The 18,023-nt window shown below is 74.0% G+C and carries 14 protein-coding genes; 4 read left to right on the top strand and 10 right to left on the bottom strand.

Features of this window, described 5'->3' with window-relative positions; genetic code table 11:
* Positions 1–13: 13 nt before the first annotated feature.
* The 7 genes from ACMXN5_RS20165 to ACMXN5_RS20135 all read right to left on the bottom strand — a co-directional run bounded on the left by ACMXN5_RS20165 (position 14) and on the right by ACMXN5_RS20135 (position 8,803).
* Complete coding sequence (locus ACMXN5_RS20165; protein ID WP_439676419.1) at positions 14–1,177, bottom strand: VWA domain-containing protein; 1,164 nt, start codon at positions 1,175–1,177, stop codon at positions 14–16.
* Positions 1,174–3,453 carry a DUF5682 family protein gene (locus tag ACMXN5_RS20160; RefSeq protein WP_439676418.1) on the bottom strand — a complete coding sequence of 760 codons (2,280 nt, stop codon included), beginning with the start codon at positions 3,451–3,453 and terminating at the stop codon, positions 1,174–1,176. The genes ACMXN5_RS20165 and ACMXN5_RS20160 overlap by 4 nt, the downstream gene beginning before the upstream one ends.
* Positions 3,453–4,565, bottom strand: coding sequence for an ATP-binding protein (locus tag ACMXN5_RS20155; RefSeq protein WP_439676417.1), 1,113 nt, complete (start codon positions 4,563–4,565; stop codon positions 3,453–3,455). Before ACMXN5_RS20155 ends, ACMXN5_RS20160 begins: the two co-directional genes overlap by 1 nt.
* 87 nt (positions 4,566–4,652) lie before the next feature.
* Entirely contained in the window at positions 4,653–5,240 is a 588-nt protein-coding gene (locus ACMXN5_RS20150; RefSeq protein ID WP_439676416.1) for a Uma2 family endonuclease, read from the bottom strand.
* A gap of 109 nt (positions 5,241–5,349) precedes the next feature.
* On the bottom strand, positions 5,350–6,828 hold the full coding sequence (locus tag ACMXN5_RS20145) for a DUF5691 domain-containing protein (RefSeq protein WP_439676415.1): 1,479 nt from the start codon (positions 6,826–6,828) through the stop codon (positions 5,350–5,352).
* Between the two features lie 148 nt (positions 6,829–6,976).
* Positions 6,977–8,293 (bottom strand): SWIM zinc finger family protein, encoded by a 1,317-nt coding sequence (locus tag ACMXN5_RS20140; protein ID WP_439676414.1) that lies wholly within the window; start codon positions 8,291–8,293, stop codon positions 6,977–6,979.
* Between the two features lie 99 nt (positions 8,294–8,392).
* Positions 8,393–8,803, bottom strand: coding sequence for a cobalamin B12-binding domain-containing protein (locus ACMXN5_RS20135; RefSeq protein WP_078975670.1), 411 nt, complete (start codon positions 8,801–8,803; stop codon positions 8,393–8,395).
* Between the two features lie 225 nt (positions 8,804–9,028).
* On the opposite strand from ACMXN5_RS20135, the gene ACMXN5_RS20130 reads away from it, so the two are divergent.
* A complete protein-coding gene (locus ACMXN5_RS20130) occupies positions 9,029–10,669 on the top strand; it encodes a M23 family metallopeptidase (RefSeq protein WP_439676413.1) in 1,641 nt (546 codons plus the stop codon).
* Between the two features lie 40 nt (positions 10,670–10,709).
* Positions 10,710–11,627, top strand: a complete 918-nt coding sequence (locus ACMXN5_RS20125) for a glutathione S-transferase family protein (RefSeq protein ID WP_439676412.1) — start codon at positions 10,710–10,712, stop codon at positions 11,625–11,627.
* Positions 11,628–12,269: 642 nt separating this feature from the next.
* Here ACMXN5_RS20125 and ACMXN5_RS20120 read toward each other — a convergent pair.
* Both ACMXN5_RS20120 and ACMXN5_RS20115 read right to left on the bottom strand, forming a co-directional pair.
* Positions 12,270–13,427, bottom strand: coding sequence for a hypothetical protein (locus ACMXN5_RS20120; RefSeq protein WP_439676411.1), 1,158 nt, complete (start codon positions 13,425–13,427; stop codon positions 12,270–12,272).
* Between the two features lie 46 nt (positions 13,428–13,473).
* Positions 13,474–14,769 carry a PspC domain-containing protein gene (locus ACMXN5_RS20115; protein WP_439676410.1) on the bottom strand — a complete coding sequence of 432 codons (1,296 nt, stop codon included), beginning with the start codon at positions 14,767–14,769 and terminating at the stop codon, positions 13,474–13,476.
* 133 nt (positions 14,770–14,902) lie between these two features.
* Here ACMXN5_RS20115 and ACMXN5_RS20110 point away from each other — a divergent pair, with 133 nt between their 5' ends.
* Together ACMXN5_RS20110 and ACMXN5_RS20105 are read left to right on the top strand one after the other, a co-directional pair.
* On the top strand, positions 14,903–16,162 hold the full coding sequence (locus ACMXN5_RS20110) for an ATP-binding protein (RefSeq protein ID WP_395787368.1): 1,260 nt from the start codon (positions 14,903–14,905) through the stop codon (positions 16,160–16,162).
* The gene (locus ACMXN5_RS20105) at positions 16,159–16,836 is read left to right on the top strand and encodes a LuxR C-terminal-related transcriptional regulator (RefSeq protein WP_380005324.1); all 678 of its coding nucleotides are present in this window, start codon (positions 16,159–16,161) and stop codon (positions 16,834–16,836) included. The genes ACMXN5_RS20110 and ACMXN5_RS20105 overlap by 4 nt, the downstream gene beginning before the upstream one ends.
* 95 nt (positions 16,837–16,931) lie before the next feature.
* Here the strand turns inward: ACMXN5_RS20105 and ACMXN5_RS20100 are convergent, their stop codons facing one another.
* Positions 16,932–18,017, bottom strand: a complete 1,086-nt coding sequence (locus ACMXN5_RS20100) for an NlpC/P60 family protein (protein ID WP_439676409.1) — start codon at positions 18,015–18,017, stop codon at positions 16,932–16,934.
* Positions 18,018–18,023: the final 6 nt, after the last annotated feature.

Genomic DNA, 18,023 nt, shown 5'->3' with positions numbered 1-18,023 from the left:
GTACCGGCCACTCCTACGCTGCCGGCACCGGGAGGGGCAGGCCCTGGAGTGCGGCGGCCATGACCTCCGGGAACAGGTCGGGGGTGCAGGCGAAGGCGGGGGTGCCGAGCGCGGACAGGGCCGCGGCGTTGGCGTGGTCGTAGGCCGGGGCGCCCTCGTCGGAGAGGGCCAGCAGGGTGACGAAGGTGGTGCCGGCGGCCTGCATGCTCGCCGCACGGCGGAGCATCTCGTCCCGCACACCGCCCTCGTACAGGTCGCTGATCAGCACGACGACCGTCTCCGTCGGCCGGGTGATCAGCGACTGGCAGTAGGTCAGCGCGCGGTTGATGTCGGTGCCGCCGCCGAGACGGGTGCCGAAGAGCACGTCGACCGGGTCGTTCAGTCGGTCGGTCAGGTCGACCACGCTCGTGTCGAAGACCACCAGCGAGGTCCGCAGCGCGTGCATCGAGCCGAGCACGGCGCCGAACACCGACGCGTAGACCACCGAGGCCGCCATCGAGCCGGACTGGTCGACGCACAGGATCACGTCCTTGTGCACCCCGTGCCGCCGGCGCCCGTAGCCGACCAGGCGCTCCGGCACGATCGTGCGGTGCTCGGGCTGGTAGTGGCCGAGGTTGGCCCGGATCGTGGCGTTCCAGTCGATGTCCCGCGGGCGCGGGCGGTGCACCCTGGTCGAGCGGTCGAGCGCGCCTCGGACCAGGCTCGTGGTGCGTTGCGCGACCCGGCGCTCCAGGTCGTCGACGACGCGGCGGACCACCGCGCGGGCGGCCTCCTTCGTCGCCTCGGGCATCAGCGCGGTGAGCGCGAGAAGGGTGCCGACCAGGTGCACGTCGGGTTCGACCGCGGCCAGCATCTCCGGCTCCAGGAGCAGCCGGGTCAGGTCGAGCCGCTCGATCGCGTCCTGCTGGAGGATGCTCACCACGCCCGCCGGGAAGTAGGCGCGGATGTCGCCGAGCCAGCGGGCCACCGACGGCGCGGAGGCACCGAGGCCGCCGGCGCGCGGCCCGGTCGCCCGGCGGCTGCCGCGCGGGGCCTGGGTCTCGGGGCGGTACAGCGCGCTCAGCGCCTGGTCGATCCGGGCGTCGTCGCCGGTGAGCCCGTGGCCGGTGCCGTCGGGTTCGCCGCCGAGTACCAGGCGCCAGCGGCGCAGCCGTTCGTCGTCGGCCTCGCTCGTCACGGGGTCGCCTCCCGGTGTGCCAGGCCCAGGATCCCGGCCAGCAGTGGCAGTACGGCGTCGGCGCGCGCGCCGTCGAAGTGCTCGGCGGTGGCGATCGGGACGACGGCCCGCGCCGGGGTGCGGATGCGCTCGCCGAGCAGCCGGCGCTCGGGCGCGGCGAAGCCGGCGAAGGTGCGGCGCAGCAGCGGCAGGATCTCCACGAACAGGTCGTCGGGGGTGCCGGTGATCCAGGCGTCGACCAGGTCGAGGAGTCCTTCGTCGTGGATCAGCAGCATGCCGCCGCCGGCCAGGAATCCCTCGATCCAGGCCGCCGATTCGCGATGCGGGACGCCCCGGGTGAGGGCGCGGGCCAGGCGGGGCGCCGCGTCCTCCGGCGCGAGGCGGCCCCGGTCGAGCAGCAGGCGGGTGGCGCGGCCGGTGAGCAGGCCGGGCAGGTTCTCCCGGTCGGCGAGCCGCCGCAGGGTGGCGTACCACTCGTCCTGTCGGCGCTCAGGGAGCAGTTGTACGGCGGCGTGCACGTCGTCGAGGCGACGGCGCATCGCGGCGGCGCCGTCGTGGTCCAGTCCGGCGCAGGCCGCGGGCAGCCCGACGCAGATCCGGACCACCAGGCCGGCCACGACGGTGTCGAGCGCCGAGGTGTCGGTGCCCCGGACGTCGCCGTAGCGCAGCGCCCGCACCAGTCCCGGCAGCGCCTCGGCGAGCCGGCCGACGTCGGCGTCCAGGGCGGCGCGCCGGTCGAGCACGCGCATGATCACCGGCAGCGCGTCGGGCAGGTCGGCGCGCAGGCAGCGTTCGGCGACCTCGGTGACGTCGGCGAGCGATTCGGCCCGGATCGCCAGGTCGCTCGCGCGCGCCTCGGCCGCGGCGACCACGGTGGTCCCCCACACGCCCGCCTCGGCCACCCGGATCGCCAACTCCGGCTGCCAGTCCAGGCGCCAGGTCTCGCGGAAGGTGCCCCGGCTCTCCCGGCCCGGGACCGGCACGCCCCACGGGACGTCGAGCAGGGCGAGCCGGTTGAGCAGTCGGCTGCGGTCGGCGTGCGAGTCCTTGCGCAGGTCGAGTTCCAGTTCGCGGGCGGCGGGCTCGGGCCGGAGCCGCAGTCGGCGCTGCTCGCGGGTGAGGTCGCGCTGGAGGGGTACGGCGGGCACCGTCGGCGGCACCTCGCCGATCACGTCGCCGACCACGAGAGCGTCGTGCACCAGCGCGAGCGGCCCGGTGACGCCGTCGCACATCACCGCGCGGACCGCTTCGAGAGTCTCGTCCAGACCGGCCAGCGGTCGTCCGCGCAGCGCGGCGAGCGCGTCGGCGTGGCGGGTCGCCTCGATCACATGCGCGGAGGAGACCGGGTGGCCCGCCTCGCGCAGCAGCCCGGCGATCCGGACGAACCAGCGGGGCAGCGGGTCGGGCTCGGCGGCGGTGTCGAACAGGTGCCGGTACCAGCCCGGGGACGCGACGCCGGCCCCGTAGCCGGAGCTCTGCGCGAGGCGGTGGTGGGTCCACGGCACCCACGTGGTCTCGACCTTGACGGCGGCCCGGTGCGGCGCGAGCAGCGCGCGGTCGGCGGCGGCGGAGGGCGGGTCGGCGAGCGCGGGCACGTGCCAGGCGCCGCACACCACGGCGATCCGGGTGTGCCCGGCCCGGCGCGCGGAGCGGATGCACTGGCGCATGTACGCCTCGCGCAGTCGCTCGATGTCGGGCTCGGCGCTCGGGCCCGGGTCGACGGCGGGCCGCTCGTCCTCGCGCAGCGCGGCCATCGCCTCGGCGAGCGCCGCGAACGGCCGCAGCGGGTCGTCGGCGGGCGGGCGGTGCTCGATCACGTCCTCCCACCAGTGCTCGGCGTCGTCCCGACCGGCCAGTCGGGCCAGCGCGGCGATCGGGTCCACCGGGGGCGGCACGGGATCGGCCGGCTCGTCGCTCTCGCGCTCGCGGCGGGCCCGGTCGAGGGTGAAGGACACCGCGACCGGCAGGTCGATGAACCGGACCGGGACACCGTGCTCGCTCGCGTGGGTGATGGCCACCCACTCGGGGCTGAAGTCGGCGTACGGCCAAAAGCCGGCCTGCGCGGGATCGTCGACCGCGTGCGCGAGCAGCGCGACGGGCGGACGCAGGCCCGGCTCGGCGGCGAAGGACAGCAGCGGGTCGGCCTCGGGCGGACCCTCGATCAGCACGATGTCGGGCCGCAGCCGGGCCAGTGCGGCGCCGACCGCCCGGGCCGAGCCGGGGCCGTGGTGCCGCACGCCGAGCAGGATCGGTCGCGCGGCCGGGGGCCGCGCCATCAGACCGGGTCCGCGTCGCGGCAGGCCCGGTAGAAGTCCTGCCAGTCGGCGCGCGGGCGCACCGCGGTCTCCAGGTATTCGCGCCAGACCAGGGTGTCGGCGCCCGGGTCCTTGACCACCGCGCCCAGGATCCCCGCCGCCACGTCGGCCGAGCGCAGCACACCGTCGCCGAAGTGCGCGGCGAGCGCGAGGCCGCCGGTGACCACGGAGATCGCCTCGGCGGTGGACAGCGGCCCGGACGGGGTCTTCAGCCTGGTCCGCCCGTCTTCGGTGAGGCCGGCGCGCAGTTCCCGGAACACCGTGACCACACGCCGCAGTTCGGCCTCGGCACCGGCCACCGGCGGCAGTTCCAGGCCCGAGCCGAGCTGGGCCACCCGGCGGCTGACGATCTCCACCTCCGCGTCGGCGGTCGCGGGCAGCGGGAGCACCACGGTGTTGAACCGGCGGCGCAGGGCCGAGGAGAGTTCGTTGACCCCTCGGTCGCGGTCGTTGGCGGTGGCGATCAGGTTGAACCCGCGCACCGCCTGCACCTCGTCGTTCAACTCCGGTACGGGCAGGGTCTTCTCGGACAGGATGGTGATCAGCGAGTCCTGCACGTCGGCCGGGATGCGGGTCAACTCCTCGACCCGGGCGACCAGTCCGCGGCTCATCGCACGCATCACGGGGCCCGCCACCATGGCCGCGCGGCTGGGCCCGTGCGCGAGCAGTTGGGCGTAGTTCCAGCCGTAGCGGATGGCCTCCTCGGGAGTGCCGGCGGTGCCCTGCACCAGCAGTGTGGAGTCACCACACACGGCGGCGGCCAGATGCTCCGACACCCAGGTCTTGGCCGTGCCCGGCACCCCGAGCAGCAGCAGCGCGCGGTCGGTGGCCAGCGTGGTGACGGCGACCTCGACGATCCGGCGCGGCCCGATGTACTTGGGCGAGATCACCGTGCCGTCGGGCAACGTGCCGCCGAGCAGGTAGGTGGCCACGGCCCACGGCGACAGCTTCCAGCGTGGCGGCCGGGGCCGCTCGTCGGCGGCGGCCAGCGCCGCCAACTCCCCGGCGAACGCGTCCTCCGCGTGCGCCCGAAGCACACCCTGATCGACCTGCGCACCCGATTCGGCAGACACGCCCACCACGGCTCCCCCAGCGCTCGAACAAACCCGAACAGGGACAAGTCTGCCGCCCGGGTCCGACACGCCGAGGCGCCGAGGGGGTCAGAGGTGATCGAGCAGAAACGCGGTCTCGATGGTCGCGTCGAACGGCTCGGGCAGCCGCACCGGACGTCCGGCTCGCACTCGTTCGGTGAACGTGTAGCGCCCGTCGACCGGCTCGAAGCACACGATCACCTCGTGCTCCCGCCGATCGACGATCGCCATCACCGGCACTCCGGCGCGCGCGTATTCGTCGGGCTTCTCCCGCAGATCGATTCGGCGGGTGCTGCCCGAGGTCACCTCGACGAACATCCAGACTCCGGAGGCGGACATCGCGTGCCCGTCCCGGAATTCGGCTTTCTTGCGCGGATCGAGAACCACGAGGTCGGGTGTGCGCTCGGTACCGATTCCCACCACGAAGGCAATGCCTTCCAGCACGAGCACCTCTGCCGGAAGCAACGGTTCGAGCACGTGCCGCAGACCCGTGAGGATCCGGGCGTGCTCCCAGTCCGGCGATGCCTGCATGACCAGACCGGCCGTCGACGCCTCCCACCGCACGCCCTCGGGAAACTCACCCGAGTCGCGCAGCATCCGCAAGGCCGCCAGGCGCATGTCCCCCAATGGGTCGATCTGATCCGCGTCGTCGGTCACAGCCTCATCATCTCGCGACGAGGCCCGTCGATGCGGACATCGGACGAACACGGGGAAAACGTGCCGCCCGCACCGTCGCCACCGCCCTTCCGCACGAGGACGGATCGGCTCAGCCGTCGAGCAGTTCCGCGCGCATCGTCGCGCGGTAGCGCAGGGTCGCGGCCAGGGTCCGGAAGGCTTTGGGCCATTCGCCCTCGCCCTCGGCGAGGCGGTCCACGCGGTCGACCATCGACGGGTCCAGGCCGCGACCGGCCACGTCTCGGGCGCCGCTGAAGCTCCAGGGGTACGCGCCGGAGTCGGCCGCCGTGGCGAAGGCGTCCAGGACCGCGTCGCCCAGGGGGAGCGGCCACGGGGTCGGGCAGTTGGTGAGCAGTTGCAGGGCCTCGGACAGGCCGTGCGCGGCGATGTGGCGGGCCACGTGGTCGGCGCACTCGGCCGGCGGCAGCACGGTGAGCAGGCGGGTGGGCGCACCGCGGCCGGCCAGTGCCCGGGCCCATTCGACGTCGCGCTGGAGCACCGCCGCGCGGGCCCACCCCTCGCGGACGTCCTCGGCGAACCGGCGCGGCAGCGCACGGGCCGCGATCTCCTCGGGGCTCGCCCCGAACACCTCCCGCCACACCGACAGCGGCGTGGCCGCGACGACCTCGCCCAGCCACCACGAGTGGTCCTCGCGTCCGGTCGGCGAGGACCGGTCGATGCCGTCCCGCACCATCGCCTCGTCGCACTCGCCCGGCGGCACCACAAGGACCCGACCCGCGCCGTCGGGCCGCAGGCAGGCCCGGCCGCGCGCGCTCATCCGGGCCACGAACGCCGATCCGGGCAGCGCGCCGAGGCGTCGCGCCGCGGCCACCCGGACCACCTTGGCCCGATCGTCCAACGCCGCCTCCAGGAACGCCTCGTCGCCCGCCGTCGCCCCGGTGCCCAGCGCCTCGACGAACACCGCGCGGTCCTCGGCCGGTTCGGCCCGCCAGGTCCGGGCCAGCAACTCCCTGGCCCCGTCCGGGTCTGCCGCCCGCAACACCGCGAACGCGGCCAGCCGCTCGCCGAACCGGCCGTGCCGCCACAGGTCGATCGGGTCGTCGGGATCCTTGGCCGCGATCCGGGTCAGCCAGGCCCACTCCGGGTTGAGCCCGGCCAGCCAACGCCCCCTCGGCCCGGCGAGTTCGGCCACGATCGCCCGCAGGTCGGTGCGCGAGCGGGCCGCGGTCAACAGGGCCGGCAGTTCGGACTCGGGTGCCCGCAGGCCGGCCGTCCGGGCCAGGGCGAGCCATTCCGGCAGGAAGTCCATCCCGTCGCCTTCGAGCAGGATCCGCAGCCGCACCCGGGCCGGCTCCGGCACGGACGGTCGCGGGTCCACCTCGGCGCACGGCTCCGGCGGCGCGCCCGCGGGGGCCCGTCGGCCCGCCCGCCGATGCACCATCACGATCGCCGCCAGGTCGAGCAGTCGCACCGCCTCGTCGGTCCGGTCCACGCCCGCGGCCAACTCGCCCAACGCGCCCTCGGCCGGCCATTCCGCGGCCCTGCGCCGCCCGGTGCCCACCAGTGCCGCCGACACCAGGTCGTCCCACACCGGATCCGCGACCCGCATCCGAACTCCCCTCCCACACATGGCGATCGGCCGCCGAAGATCGGCGACGGCGTCGATCCTCCGACCCGATCGGGCCGGGCGGCGGCGGACCGATGACAGCGAGACGGCACAGCGAGCCGCCGACAGCGGACCGGCCACCGCGGATCGACTACAGCGGCACGGCTTGGCCCTCGTGCCACGCGGTCACCGGGACGAATCCGCGCGCGCCGTACTCGCCGAACACGGTCAGCCCCGTGCCGCCGGACATCGCGGACAACCGCCACAGCGCCTGTTCGCCGGTCCGGGCCCGGTCCACCGGCAACCAGAACCCGTCCGCGCCGGCGATTCGCCACCCCATCGGCTCCGGCACCGCGACCACGTCGGCGAGCACCACCGGCCACGCCTCCAGCCAGGGCTCGCGGCGCAGCGCCTCGGCGTAGGCCAGAGTCGCCTCCTCGGGTCCCACCCCGGCCGGCTCCGCCCCGGCGGCCGGCTCACCGGTCCGCTCGCCCAGCGCCACCCGCAGCGGCACCGCGTCGTCGTGGAAGGCCGCGTCGGCCTCGATGGTGCGCCCCACGGGCAGCGCCAACTGCGGCGCACGCCCCTGCGGTCCGAAGGCCAGCACCAGCGCGGGCCGGCCCGACCCGGTGCCGCGCAACCAGATCCGCCGCTCGGTCAGCCCGCCGTCGACGCTGTCCCGACTGCCGAGCACCAGCCACCGATCGTGCACCGCGGTGCCCTCGGCCCGCGCCGCCCGCAGCACGTCCTCCGCGTCCACGGTCCAGCCGATGCGCGCCCGCAATCCGGCCACCAGGGACGGATCCAGGTCGTCGGCGTGTTCGTGGGCGCGCAGGAGCAGCCACAACTCGGCGTAGTCCTCCAGCAGTCGGCCCGGCCAGCCCTCCGCCCCGGACGCGGGTATCGCGCCCGCCGCGCGCAACCGGGCGGCCAGGCCCGGAGCCTTGGCGTCGACCATGCGCTCCGCGATGCCGTCCCACATCGCGTATCCCTCACGTTCGGTGCCCGCCAGGCCCTGGTGCACCCGATCGGCCAGCCATCGGCGCAACCGCTCGGTGCCCTCGGCGACTTCGGCCGCCCGCCGCTCGGCCCGCCGCCGGGCCGCGGCGGGATCGGCCAGACCGGCCCGCTCCCGCCGCCCGGCCGCCGGGGCGTCGACCCAGTCGGGCACGCCCGCCCCGACCGGCACCGCGGCCGGATCGTTCGCCCACAGGAGCAGCAGGCCGAGGGCGTGTACGCAGGGAAAGCCCGGTCCGGGACACGAACATCGCCCCGTGGGACCGGCGGGATCGACCACCGTGCGGTAGGCCGCCGCGCCGCCGCCCGACCCCCAGATCGGACCGCCGGCGGCCGTCGAGGCACCGGTGGCCGACCACGACTCCGGTCTCGCGAGGGCGCTCCCGGCCGTGCGTGCTGCGGCGTCGGGGGCCAGTGCCAACACCCGTTCCGCGGTCCACCGTTGCTGCATGACGGCCACGGTACGGGCCCGCACCGACACGTGTGTGCGAGCCCGTCGAACCCGCGGAGCGCGCCGGGCCGAATGTCCGCATCCGAGCGAAGTGCCCGGTCAGGCGGCGGTGGTCGCCACGTGTGCGCGCACCCAGTCGACGATGTCGGTGGTCGGCGCGCCCGGGGTGAACACCGCCGCGACACCGATCCGGCGCAGCTCGGGGACGTCCTCCTCCGGGATGATCCCGCCGCCGAACACCAGGATGTCCTCGGCCTCGCGCTCCTTGAGCAGTTCGATCACCTTGGCGAAGAGCGTCATGTGCGCGCCGGAGAGCACCGACAGACCGATCGCGTCGGCGTCCTCCTGGATGGCCGTCTCGACGATCTGGACCGGGGTCTGGTGCAGCCCGGTGTACACCACCTCGAAGCCCGCGTCGCGCAGTGCGCGCGCGACCACCTTGACCCCACGATCGTGTCCGTCGAGCCCGGGCTTGGCCACGACGATCCTGATCGGTCCGGGAACACCCATCACTGCCTCCATGTACATAGCGAAGCCCTCGCCCGGAGCGTAACCCCCGCTCGGTCGGCGCACGGGCGGCGGTCGACGGCGTCCGCCCGGACGGGTGCCGCCGAAGCGGACCGCATCACCCGCCCGGCCGCCTGACCTGCGGTTCCGATCGCGAGGATTGTCCTGTGAACGTCAAGGGAGCTACAGTCCGTTTCCGACCGACCCCCGAGACGTAAGGCGACGTAGGTGACGGACGTTCGCTACCCGAGTGCGGAGCAGCAGGCTCGCCACGGGTCGGACACCGAGGGTGCGTATTCCCCCTACGGCTCGTCCGACCCGGCCCACGGCGGCTACGACCAGGGCTACGGGTACGGCGCGAACGCCTACTCGGCCGACCCGAGCGGCGGTTGGCCCGCGGTCGACGCATCGGGTGGCTGGGGTGTACCGGCACCCGCGTACGACGGATACGACACCGGCACCGGCTACCCCGCGGCGACCGGCTACGCATCCGGCGGGTACGCCGCCGTCGACCACTCCGGCACCCAGTACTCCGCCGTCGGCTACGACACCACGGGCCAGGGCACGGGCGGCTACGACACCTCGGGGTATCAACCCGCCTACGACGCCTCGGGATACGTCCAGGTGCCGGGCCGGGACGGCTACGGCAACGGCTCGTCGGACGGCCACACCGGGACCTACGACGCCTCCGGCGGCCATGCCGCGACCGGCGCCTACGGCTACTCGGCGGTCCAGGACACGGGCTACGGCACGCAGACCCAGACCTGGGCGGTCGCCGACACCGCGGTGCAGGATCCGGCGCCGGCCCCGTACGTCGACCCCGCCTGGGACGGCGGCTCGAACACCGGTATGTGGTACGCCGCTTCGGACACCGCCGCGTGGGAATCCGACACCTGGTACTCCCCCGTCCCGGTGCGCGACGACGCCGACAAGTGGTCGGGCGGCAACCGCTCGACGACGGACCTGTTCGACGACGGCACCACCCGTGCGCCGGTCGAGCCCGCGTTCGATGTCGACGACCATGACCGCAGCGTGCCGGCCCGCACCGACACCGGGGCCGACGCGGACGACGCGCGCGACGAGCGGCGGGCCGAGCCGGCCGGGAAGCCGAAGGTCAAGGCCGCCAAGGAAGCCAAGGAGCCCGCCGACAAGACCCGGGTGAAGCGCAAACGCGCGTTCCCGCTCACCGCCGGCGCCCCGCTCGCGGTGATGGGCGCGGCGGCGATGGCCGTCGCGGCGGTCGGCGGCCTGCACACCGCGGGCGCCGAGACCAAGGACGCGGACCCGGTGGCCGGCGGCGAGGACCTGCCGCTGATGTCGCCGATGGACAAACAACTGGTGGATCTCCAGGTCGGCGCCGAGGACTTCGCCGAGCGCGCCAGTCGCGCGCAGACCCGGGTCTCGCTCCAGGAGCGCCAGGAACAGGCCCAGCAGGACCAGGAAGCCGAGCGCAAGCGCCGGGAGTCCCTCAGGCCCAAGTACGTGCTCCCGGTCGCCCAGAAGGGCCTCAGCGCCTATTTCGGCTCCTCCGGCTCGCGCTGGGCGCACACCCACACCGGCATCGACTTCCCGGTGGACCTGGGCACCCCGGTGCTCGCGGTGATGGACGGTGTGGTGCGCACGCAGGTGAACACGGCGTACGGGAACATGGTGATCCTGACCGGCAAGGACGGCACCGAGACCTGGTACTGCCACCTGACCCGGGCCAAGATCCGCTCCGGTCCGGTCAAGGCGGGCGACGTGATCGCCTACAGCGGCGACACCGGCAACAGCACCGGCCCCCACCTGCACTTCGAGGTCCGCCCCGGCGGCGGCGCCCCGATCAACCCGCTGCCCTGGCTGCGGGCGAACGGCCTCGACCCGACCTGAGCGCGGCGCGCGGCGGGGATCCGGGACCTATCGTGGACGGATGAGCTCATCCGAGGCGCAGTTCACCGCCGAGACCGGCAACCGTGGCGAATTCGTCCGACAGGCCAACCGGTTCACCGGGCGGCCGGAGCCGGAGCGCGGGCGATATCAGCTGGTCGTGTCCCTGGCCTGCCCGTGGGCGCATCGGGCGATCATCGTCCGTCGGCTGCTCGGGCTCGAGGACGCACTGGGTCTGTCCGTGGTGGACCCGATCCGGGACGAGCGCGGGTGGCGGTTCACCAACCACCCCGACGGACGCGACCCGGCGACGGGGCTGGCGTTCCTCGCCGACGCCTATCGGGCCAGTGACCCCACCTACGCCGGTCGGGTGACCGTACCCGCGATCATCGATCTGACCACCGGGCACGTGGTCACCAACGACTATCCGCAGATCACCCTCGACCTCTCCACCCGCTGGACCGCGCTGCACCGGGCCGGCGCGCCCGATCTGTACCCCGAGCACCTGCGCGCGGAGATCGACGCGATCAACGCGGACGTGTTCCGGGACGTGAACAACGGCGTGTACCGGTGCGGGTTCGCCACCTCGCAGGACGCCTACGAGGAGGCGTTCGACGCGCTGTTCGCCCGGCTGGACCTGCTGGAGAAGCGGCTCGGCGGGCAGCGCTTCCTGGTCGGCGAGTCGATCACCGAGGCGGACATCCGGCTGTTCACCACGCTGGTCCGGTTCGACGCGGTCTACCACGGCCACTTCAAGACCAACCTGCGCAAGCTGACCGAGTACCCGGTCCTGTGGGCCTACGCCCGCGACCTGTTCCAGACCGAAGGCTTCGGAGACACGGTCGACTTCGACCACATCAAGCGCCATTACTACGTCACACACAACGCGATCAACCCAACCGGAATCGTCCCAAAGGGCCCCGACCCAACCCTGTGGCACACCCCACACGACCGCGGCTGAGCACACCCGCGACGCACGGCGCGGGGGCGCGGAGGCGTGACGCGGAAGCGTGACGCGAGGCGCGCGCGGACGCGGTACGGGGCTCGGCGCGCGCGGCGGGAACGCAATACGGGACGCGGCGCGGAGGTGCGGGGTGACGCGGAGACGCGGGCGCGGAGGTGGGGGCGCGGGAGGCGGGAGCGCGGGGCGGGAACGCAAGGGCGGAGCGCGCGGCGCGGGAACGCGATACGGGACGCCGCGCGTGCCGCGCGCGGACGCGGTACGCGGCTCGGCGCGCGGGAACGGGCGCGGAAGTCCGGGGCGGCGCGAAGACGCGGGCGCGGAGGTGCGGGACGCGGGGACGCAGCGCATGGCGCAGGGCGCGCGGCGCCGGAACGCGATACCGGACGCCGCGCGTGCCGCGCGCGGACGCGGTACGCGGCTCGGCGCACGGAGACGGGCGCGGAGGTCCGGGGCGGCGCGGAGACGCGGGCGCGGAGGTGCGGGGCGCGGTGCCGAACCGAGGCGCGGGCGCGAAGCGGCAGAGGGGCGGGTTCGGAGATAGCGGGTGCGGACCCGGGGCAGTGCCCGCCGCGTACGCGCGAGGGGGCGGGTGGGCTGTCGGCCCACCCGCCCCCTCGTCGTATCGGCCACCCGCGTCGGCTACTTGGTCGGGTCGACGGCCGGCGGGGTGCCGTCCGGGCCGCCGTCGGACGCCGCCGGAGCGGCCGAGGATCCGGCCGGTGAGTCCGGCTCGGCCGGCGCTTCGATCACGGCCAAGATCTCCGTCTCGTCTTCCGCCTCGACCTCGGCATGACTCCCGGCCCCGGCACGGGATGTGACCTCGACCCCGGCTCCGGTCTCGGTGTCGGTCTCGACGTCGGTCCTGAGGTCGGCGCCGGTCTCGATGCCAGTCCTGAAGACCGTCTCGATCTCGCCGCCGGACTCGACATCCGTCCCGAGGTCGGTCCCGGTCTCGGTGTCGGACCCGACGCCAGACCCGAAGCTCGTCCCCATCTCGACGTCGGACTCGATATCCGTCCGGAGGTCGGCCCCAGCCTCGACGTCGGACTCGGCGTCCGTCCCGAAGCGGGTCCCGGTCTCGCTGCCAGTCCCGAGGTCGGCCCCGGTCTCGATGTCGGACTCGGCACCGGTCCCGGAGTCGGTGCCGATCTCAACGCCGGTCCCGAGGTCGGCGTCCGGCCCGAAGCCGGTCCCGGTCTCGGCGCCTGTCCCGAAGGCGGCCCCGGCCTCGGCGCCGGTCCCGAAGGCGGCCCCGGTCTCGGCGCCGGTCACGGAGGTGGTTCCGGTCTCGGCGCCGGTCACGGAGGTGGTTGCGGCCTCGATGCCGGGCTCGATGTCCGTCCCCGGCACCGTGGCGGCCTCGGGGTGGGGCGGCCGGCCTGGGCGGGTTGTCGGGTCCGGGGCGGTCCCGGGGTCGGCTGTCGGACGGGGCTCGGGGTCGGATCCGGCTTTCGGGTTCGGGTTCGGGTTCGTTCCGGTGTTCTCGCCGAGTGGGCCTACGCGCTCCTCGTGTCCGTCTCGGCCCACGAACGCCGTGCCGCCCGGCTCCGGCGGAGCCACCGGCGCGAAGAACCGGGCCGGCGGCGCGGGCGCGTCGGAGCGGCCGGTCGGCACCATCGACCACAGGGCCCCGGCGAGGCCCGCCAGGCCCACCCCGATCGCCGCGGTGGCCAGCGACCACTCGGGGCTCATCAGCGCGTGACCGCCCGCCCGTAGGAGATACGCGATCGCGATGGCGGTGAACACCACACCCGCGATCAGGGCCATCGGGTCGAAGCGCTGCCTGTTCGTCCTCATCGGGATTCGCCCTCCATCCGGGCCACGCCGTTCCTCGGTGTCGTGCTCATCGAGGCAGCCGTCCGTGGTCGTCGTACAGCAGTTCCACCTGGCCCACGCCGACCTTCAGGTCCAGCGTGATCGTGCCGCGCTCCGGCTGCGCGATCGGCTCCAGCGTCTCGCTCCGGTCCGGCCGCCAGCCGTCGTCGCGCCCGCTCGTCGTGCGCACGTCGCCCACGTCGGAGCGGCCCTTGAACACCACCCTGACGTCCTTGGGCACCCACACCTGGATCTGCCCGGCGCCCACCGTGGCCTTGACCGTCGCCGCGCGGGCCGGCCCCAGGTCGAGGCTGCGCAGGTCCAGGTCCATGTCGCCGCCGCCGAGGTGGTACGACGCGGGCAGCGCCGCGACCGAGGTCGGCGTGTACGTGCGCTCCCCCCACGGCCCGGTCAGCGGCACGGTGATCGCGGTCAGCCCGGCGAGCAGCGCGGTGAGCGCGAGGGCGGGCAGGATCAGCAGCCGGGCCCGGCCGAACCAGGTGCCCGCGATCAGGCCCAGTCCGACGACGCCGAGCACGATGGCCACCGCGACGGTGAACGTCACGTCGACCGCGTCGCTGCGGTTGAGCACCCACAGCAGGCCGCCGACCATCGTGGCCACGGACAGCGTGGCCAGCGCCACGTACGAGCGCGGACGCTTCGCACCCTTCCCCGGCTCGGCCGCGACCGGCTTCGCGGGCGGCTTCCCACCCTCCGGCGCCGAGCCGCCACCGGGCGCCTGCCACCACATCGGCGGTCCCGGCGCGGTGTCGCCGGCCGGGACGGTGTCGACCGGCGCGGGAGCGCTCGCCATCGCCGCGACCCCCGCCGTGCGCGCGGCGGCCTCGGACCTGCGTTTCGTGTCGGTCCAGACCATGAACAGGACCACGGCGGTGATCATCATCAGCGGGACCGACGGGCCGAAGCCCGAGTCCAGATACGTGAAGAACAAGGCGACCCCCATCACGGCGACCACGGTGGCGGCCGTCGCCCCGCGGTCGAACTTCCCGGAGAGCACCCGGCGCAGCACCGGCTGCTCCTCTCCACGGGCCGGGATCAACAGCCAGCCCAGGCTGTACACCAGTACGCCCACCCCGCCGAAGAGCGACAGCACCGCGAAGACGATGCGGAAGATCACCGGATCGAGGCCGAAATGCTCGCCGAGCCCGCCGCACACGCCGGAGACCATGCGGTCGTCGACGCTGCGCAGAAGTTGGGGTCGAGTGGTCGTCGTCGTGGGCGCCGCGGACGACCCCGGAGGGCCGCCCGGGACGTCGCCGGCCCGGTCGCCGGCCGAGACACCGGGTTTCATGTCGTCGTTCATGGGTCCATCGTGGCGTGCGCGCGGCCCCGTTCCCATCGGGCTCCGCCCTGGTCGACCCCTGGTCCGACCCTGAGGGGGAATCAGGGTCGGGCCCTGATGCGCCCCGGCTTGCCGGCGTGTGACGATCGGTCGTGTGACCGCCGTATATCCGCCCCCCGCCGCGCCGAACCGGCCCGCGTACCCGACGCCGAAGCTCCGCCGCGCCGCGTCCCACCGGTTCGCCGGCGGCGTCGCGCGCGGCCTGGCCGAGCATCTCGGCGTCGAGGTGGTGGTGCTGCGCGTCGCCTTCGTCGCGCTCGCGTTCTTCGCGGGCCTGGGCGTGGTCCTGTACGCGGCCTTTTGGATCTTCGTACCGCAGAGCGTGACCGACGCCGCCCCGCCGAGCCGCGAGCGCGGCCGGGAGCGGCATCAGGCGCTCGCGCTGATCATCGTGCTGATCGCGGCGACCATGCTCACCGGGCTCGGGACCGACACCGACGCCGGTTCCGGCGACTGGTTGTGGCCGCTGCTCGTGGCCGGGCCCGGAGTGATCCTGCTGTGGCGTCAGGCCGACGAGTCGCAGCGGCAGCGCTGGTTCTCGCTGGACGGGCGCAGCCGGGTGGCGGGTTGGCTGCGCGCCCTGATCGGCGCCACGCTGGTGGTCGCGGGCCTGATCTTCTTCTCGCTCGGCCGCGGCGGTATCGGCGACGCGCTGGCCGCGATGCGCGGCGCGGGCCTGCTCCTGGTCGGCCTGCTGGTCATCTTCGGCCCGTATCTGCTGCGGCAGACCCGCGAGCTGGGCGCCGAGCGCCGGGCCCGCATCCGGGCCCAGGAGCGGGCCGAGGTGGCCGCGCACGTGCACGACTCGGTGCTGCACACGCTGACCCTGATCCAGCGCCAGGTGGAGGACCCGCGCGAGGTGGCCCGGTTGGCCCGGGCGCAGGAGCGCGAGTTGCGGGCCTGGTTGTACCGCCCCGACGGCGAGGAGCCGGACCGCACCTTCGCCGCCGCGCTGCGCGGGGTCGCCGCCGAGGTGGAGGACGCGCACGGGGTGTCGATCGAGATCGTGTGCGTGGGCGACTGCCCGGTCGACGACCGGCTCTCCGCGCTGATCGCCGCCGCGCGCGAGGCGATGGTGAACGCGGCGAAGTACGCGGGCGGCGCGGCGATCTCGGTGTTCGGCGAGGCCGACGAGGACACGGTCACGGTGTTCGTCCGCGACCGCGGGCCCGGTTTCGACCCGGACTCCGTACCCGCAGACCGGCTGGGTGTGCGAGAGTCCGTGCTCGGGCGCATGCGCCGCAACGGGGGCGCCGCGAACATCCGCAGCGAACCCGGCGAGGGCACCGAGGTCGAGCTGGAGATGCGCCGCGCCGACGCCGGCCGGTCCGCTGTGGGAAGGACGAACACGTGAACACCACCGAGACGAGTAGCGCACCCGTCGAGGGCACGCCCCGCACCCGGGTGGTCCTCGTCGACGACCACCGGATGTTCCGCACCGGCGTGCGCGCCGAGATCGGCGAGGCGGTCGAGGTGGTCGGCGAGGCCGACGACGTGGCGAGCGCGGTGGCCGTGGTCACCGAGACCCGCCCCGAGGTGGTCCTGCTCGACGTGCACCTGCCCGGCGGCGGCGGGGTCGAGGTGTTGCGCCGGTGCGCGTCGCTGATCCCGGCGGTGCGCTTCCTGGCGCTGTCCGTGTCGGACGCCGCGGAGGACGTGATCGGGGTGATCCGGGGCGGCGCCCGGGGCTATGTGACCAAGTCGATCACCGGCGACGAGCTGATCCGCGCGATCGGCCGGGTCGGCGAGGGCGACGCGGTGTTCTCGCCGCGCCTGGCGGGCTTCGTACTGGACGCGTTCGCGGCCACCGACGTGCCGCCGATCGACGAGGACCTGGACCGGCTCACCCAGCGCGAGCGCGAGGTGCTGCGGCTGATCGCGCGCGGCTACGCCTACAAGGAGATCGCCCGCCGACTGGTCATCTCGGTCAAGACGGTGGAGACCCATGTCTCCGCCGTGCTGCGCAAGTTGCAGCTGTCCAACCGGCACGAGCTGACCCGCTGGGCGACGGACCGGCGACTGGTCTGACCGGTCGCGGACGCCCGGCACATACGACGACGGCGCCCGTCCTCGGATTCGTTCCGAGGACGGGCGCCGTCGTATGTGCCGGGTGCCCGAGGGCTCTAGCCGGGGCGGATGGCCGCGAGGAACGGCATCGAGTCCAGCGGCGCCTTGGTCACGGTCTTGCCCGGACGCGGGGCATGCACGATCTGGCCGTTGCCGATGTACATGCCCACGTGGCGGTTGTCCGAGTAGAAGAACACCAGGTCGCCCGGCTGGAGGGCGCTCTTGGCGATCCTGGGGCCGTCGTTGATCTGGGTCCAAGTGGTGCGGCTGAGCGAGACGTTCGCCGCCTTCCAGGACGCCTGGGTCAGGCCCGAGCAGTCGTACGAGCCGGGGCCCTCGGCACCGGAGACGTACGGCTTGCCGATCTGTGCCAGCGCGAAGTTGATCGCGGCCTGGGCCCGACCGGACGCCGGGACGCTGGTCGCCGGCGCGGTGTCCTTGTCCTTGTCCCGCGAACTGCGGTCGTTGCCCCGCGTGCTGTCGTTCGCGTGCTCGTCCGAGTCGAGGACTTCCTTCTTCTGCTGCTCGGTGAGCGTGTTGAGCAACCGCTGCGCCTCGGCCAGCTTGGCCTGGATGTCGGTCTTGTTCTTGTTCAGGTCGGTGCGCAGCTTCTCCAGTTCCGCGAGCTGCGAGGAGGCCTCGGTGCGGTCCTGCTGGAGAACTCGGGCCTGCGCCGCGATCTGCTTCAGCTTGGCGGCCTGCTGGCCGTCGAGCTGGGACAACATCTGCGACTTCTGCAGGTAACCCTCGGGGTCGCCGCTGAGCGCGAGCGAGAGCGACGGCGGGAGGCCGCCGCTGCGGTACTGGTTGGCCGCCAGGACACCGATCTGGTCGCGCAGGGCGTTCAGCGCGGCCTGTTCCTCGGTGATCCGGGCCTGCGTCTGGTTCGCGGTGCCCTGCTGCTTCTCGATCTGCTCCTCGACGCCGTTGGCGGCGTCGGTGGCCTTGATCACGTCACTGTGCAGCTGGTTGACGCGGTCCTTGGTCTGCTGGAACGACTGCGCGGGATCCGCGCTCGCGGTGCCGGCGAAGGTCATCACGCCGGTCATCGTCGCGGCGGCCGTAACGACGGTCGCGGCGGTACGCACGGCGGTGCGCGGCTTGGGCTTGCGGTGTTGCCCGGGTCGACGTTGGGACGCCACTGGTGG

Source organism: Embleya australiensis, from assembly GCF_051903075.1.
Classification (GTDB): domain Bacteria; phylum Actinomycetota; class Actinomycetes; order Streptomycetales; family Streptomycetaceae; genus Embleya.
Note: the sequence above shows the minus strand (reverse complement) of the source record. Positions and strands in the feature narration are given on the sequence as shown.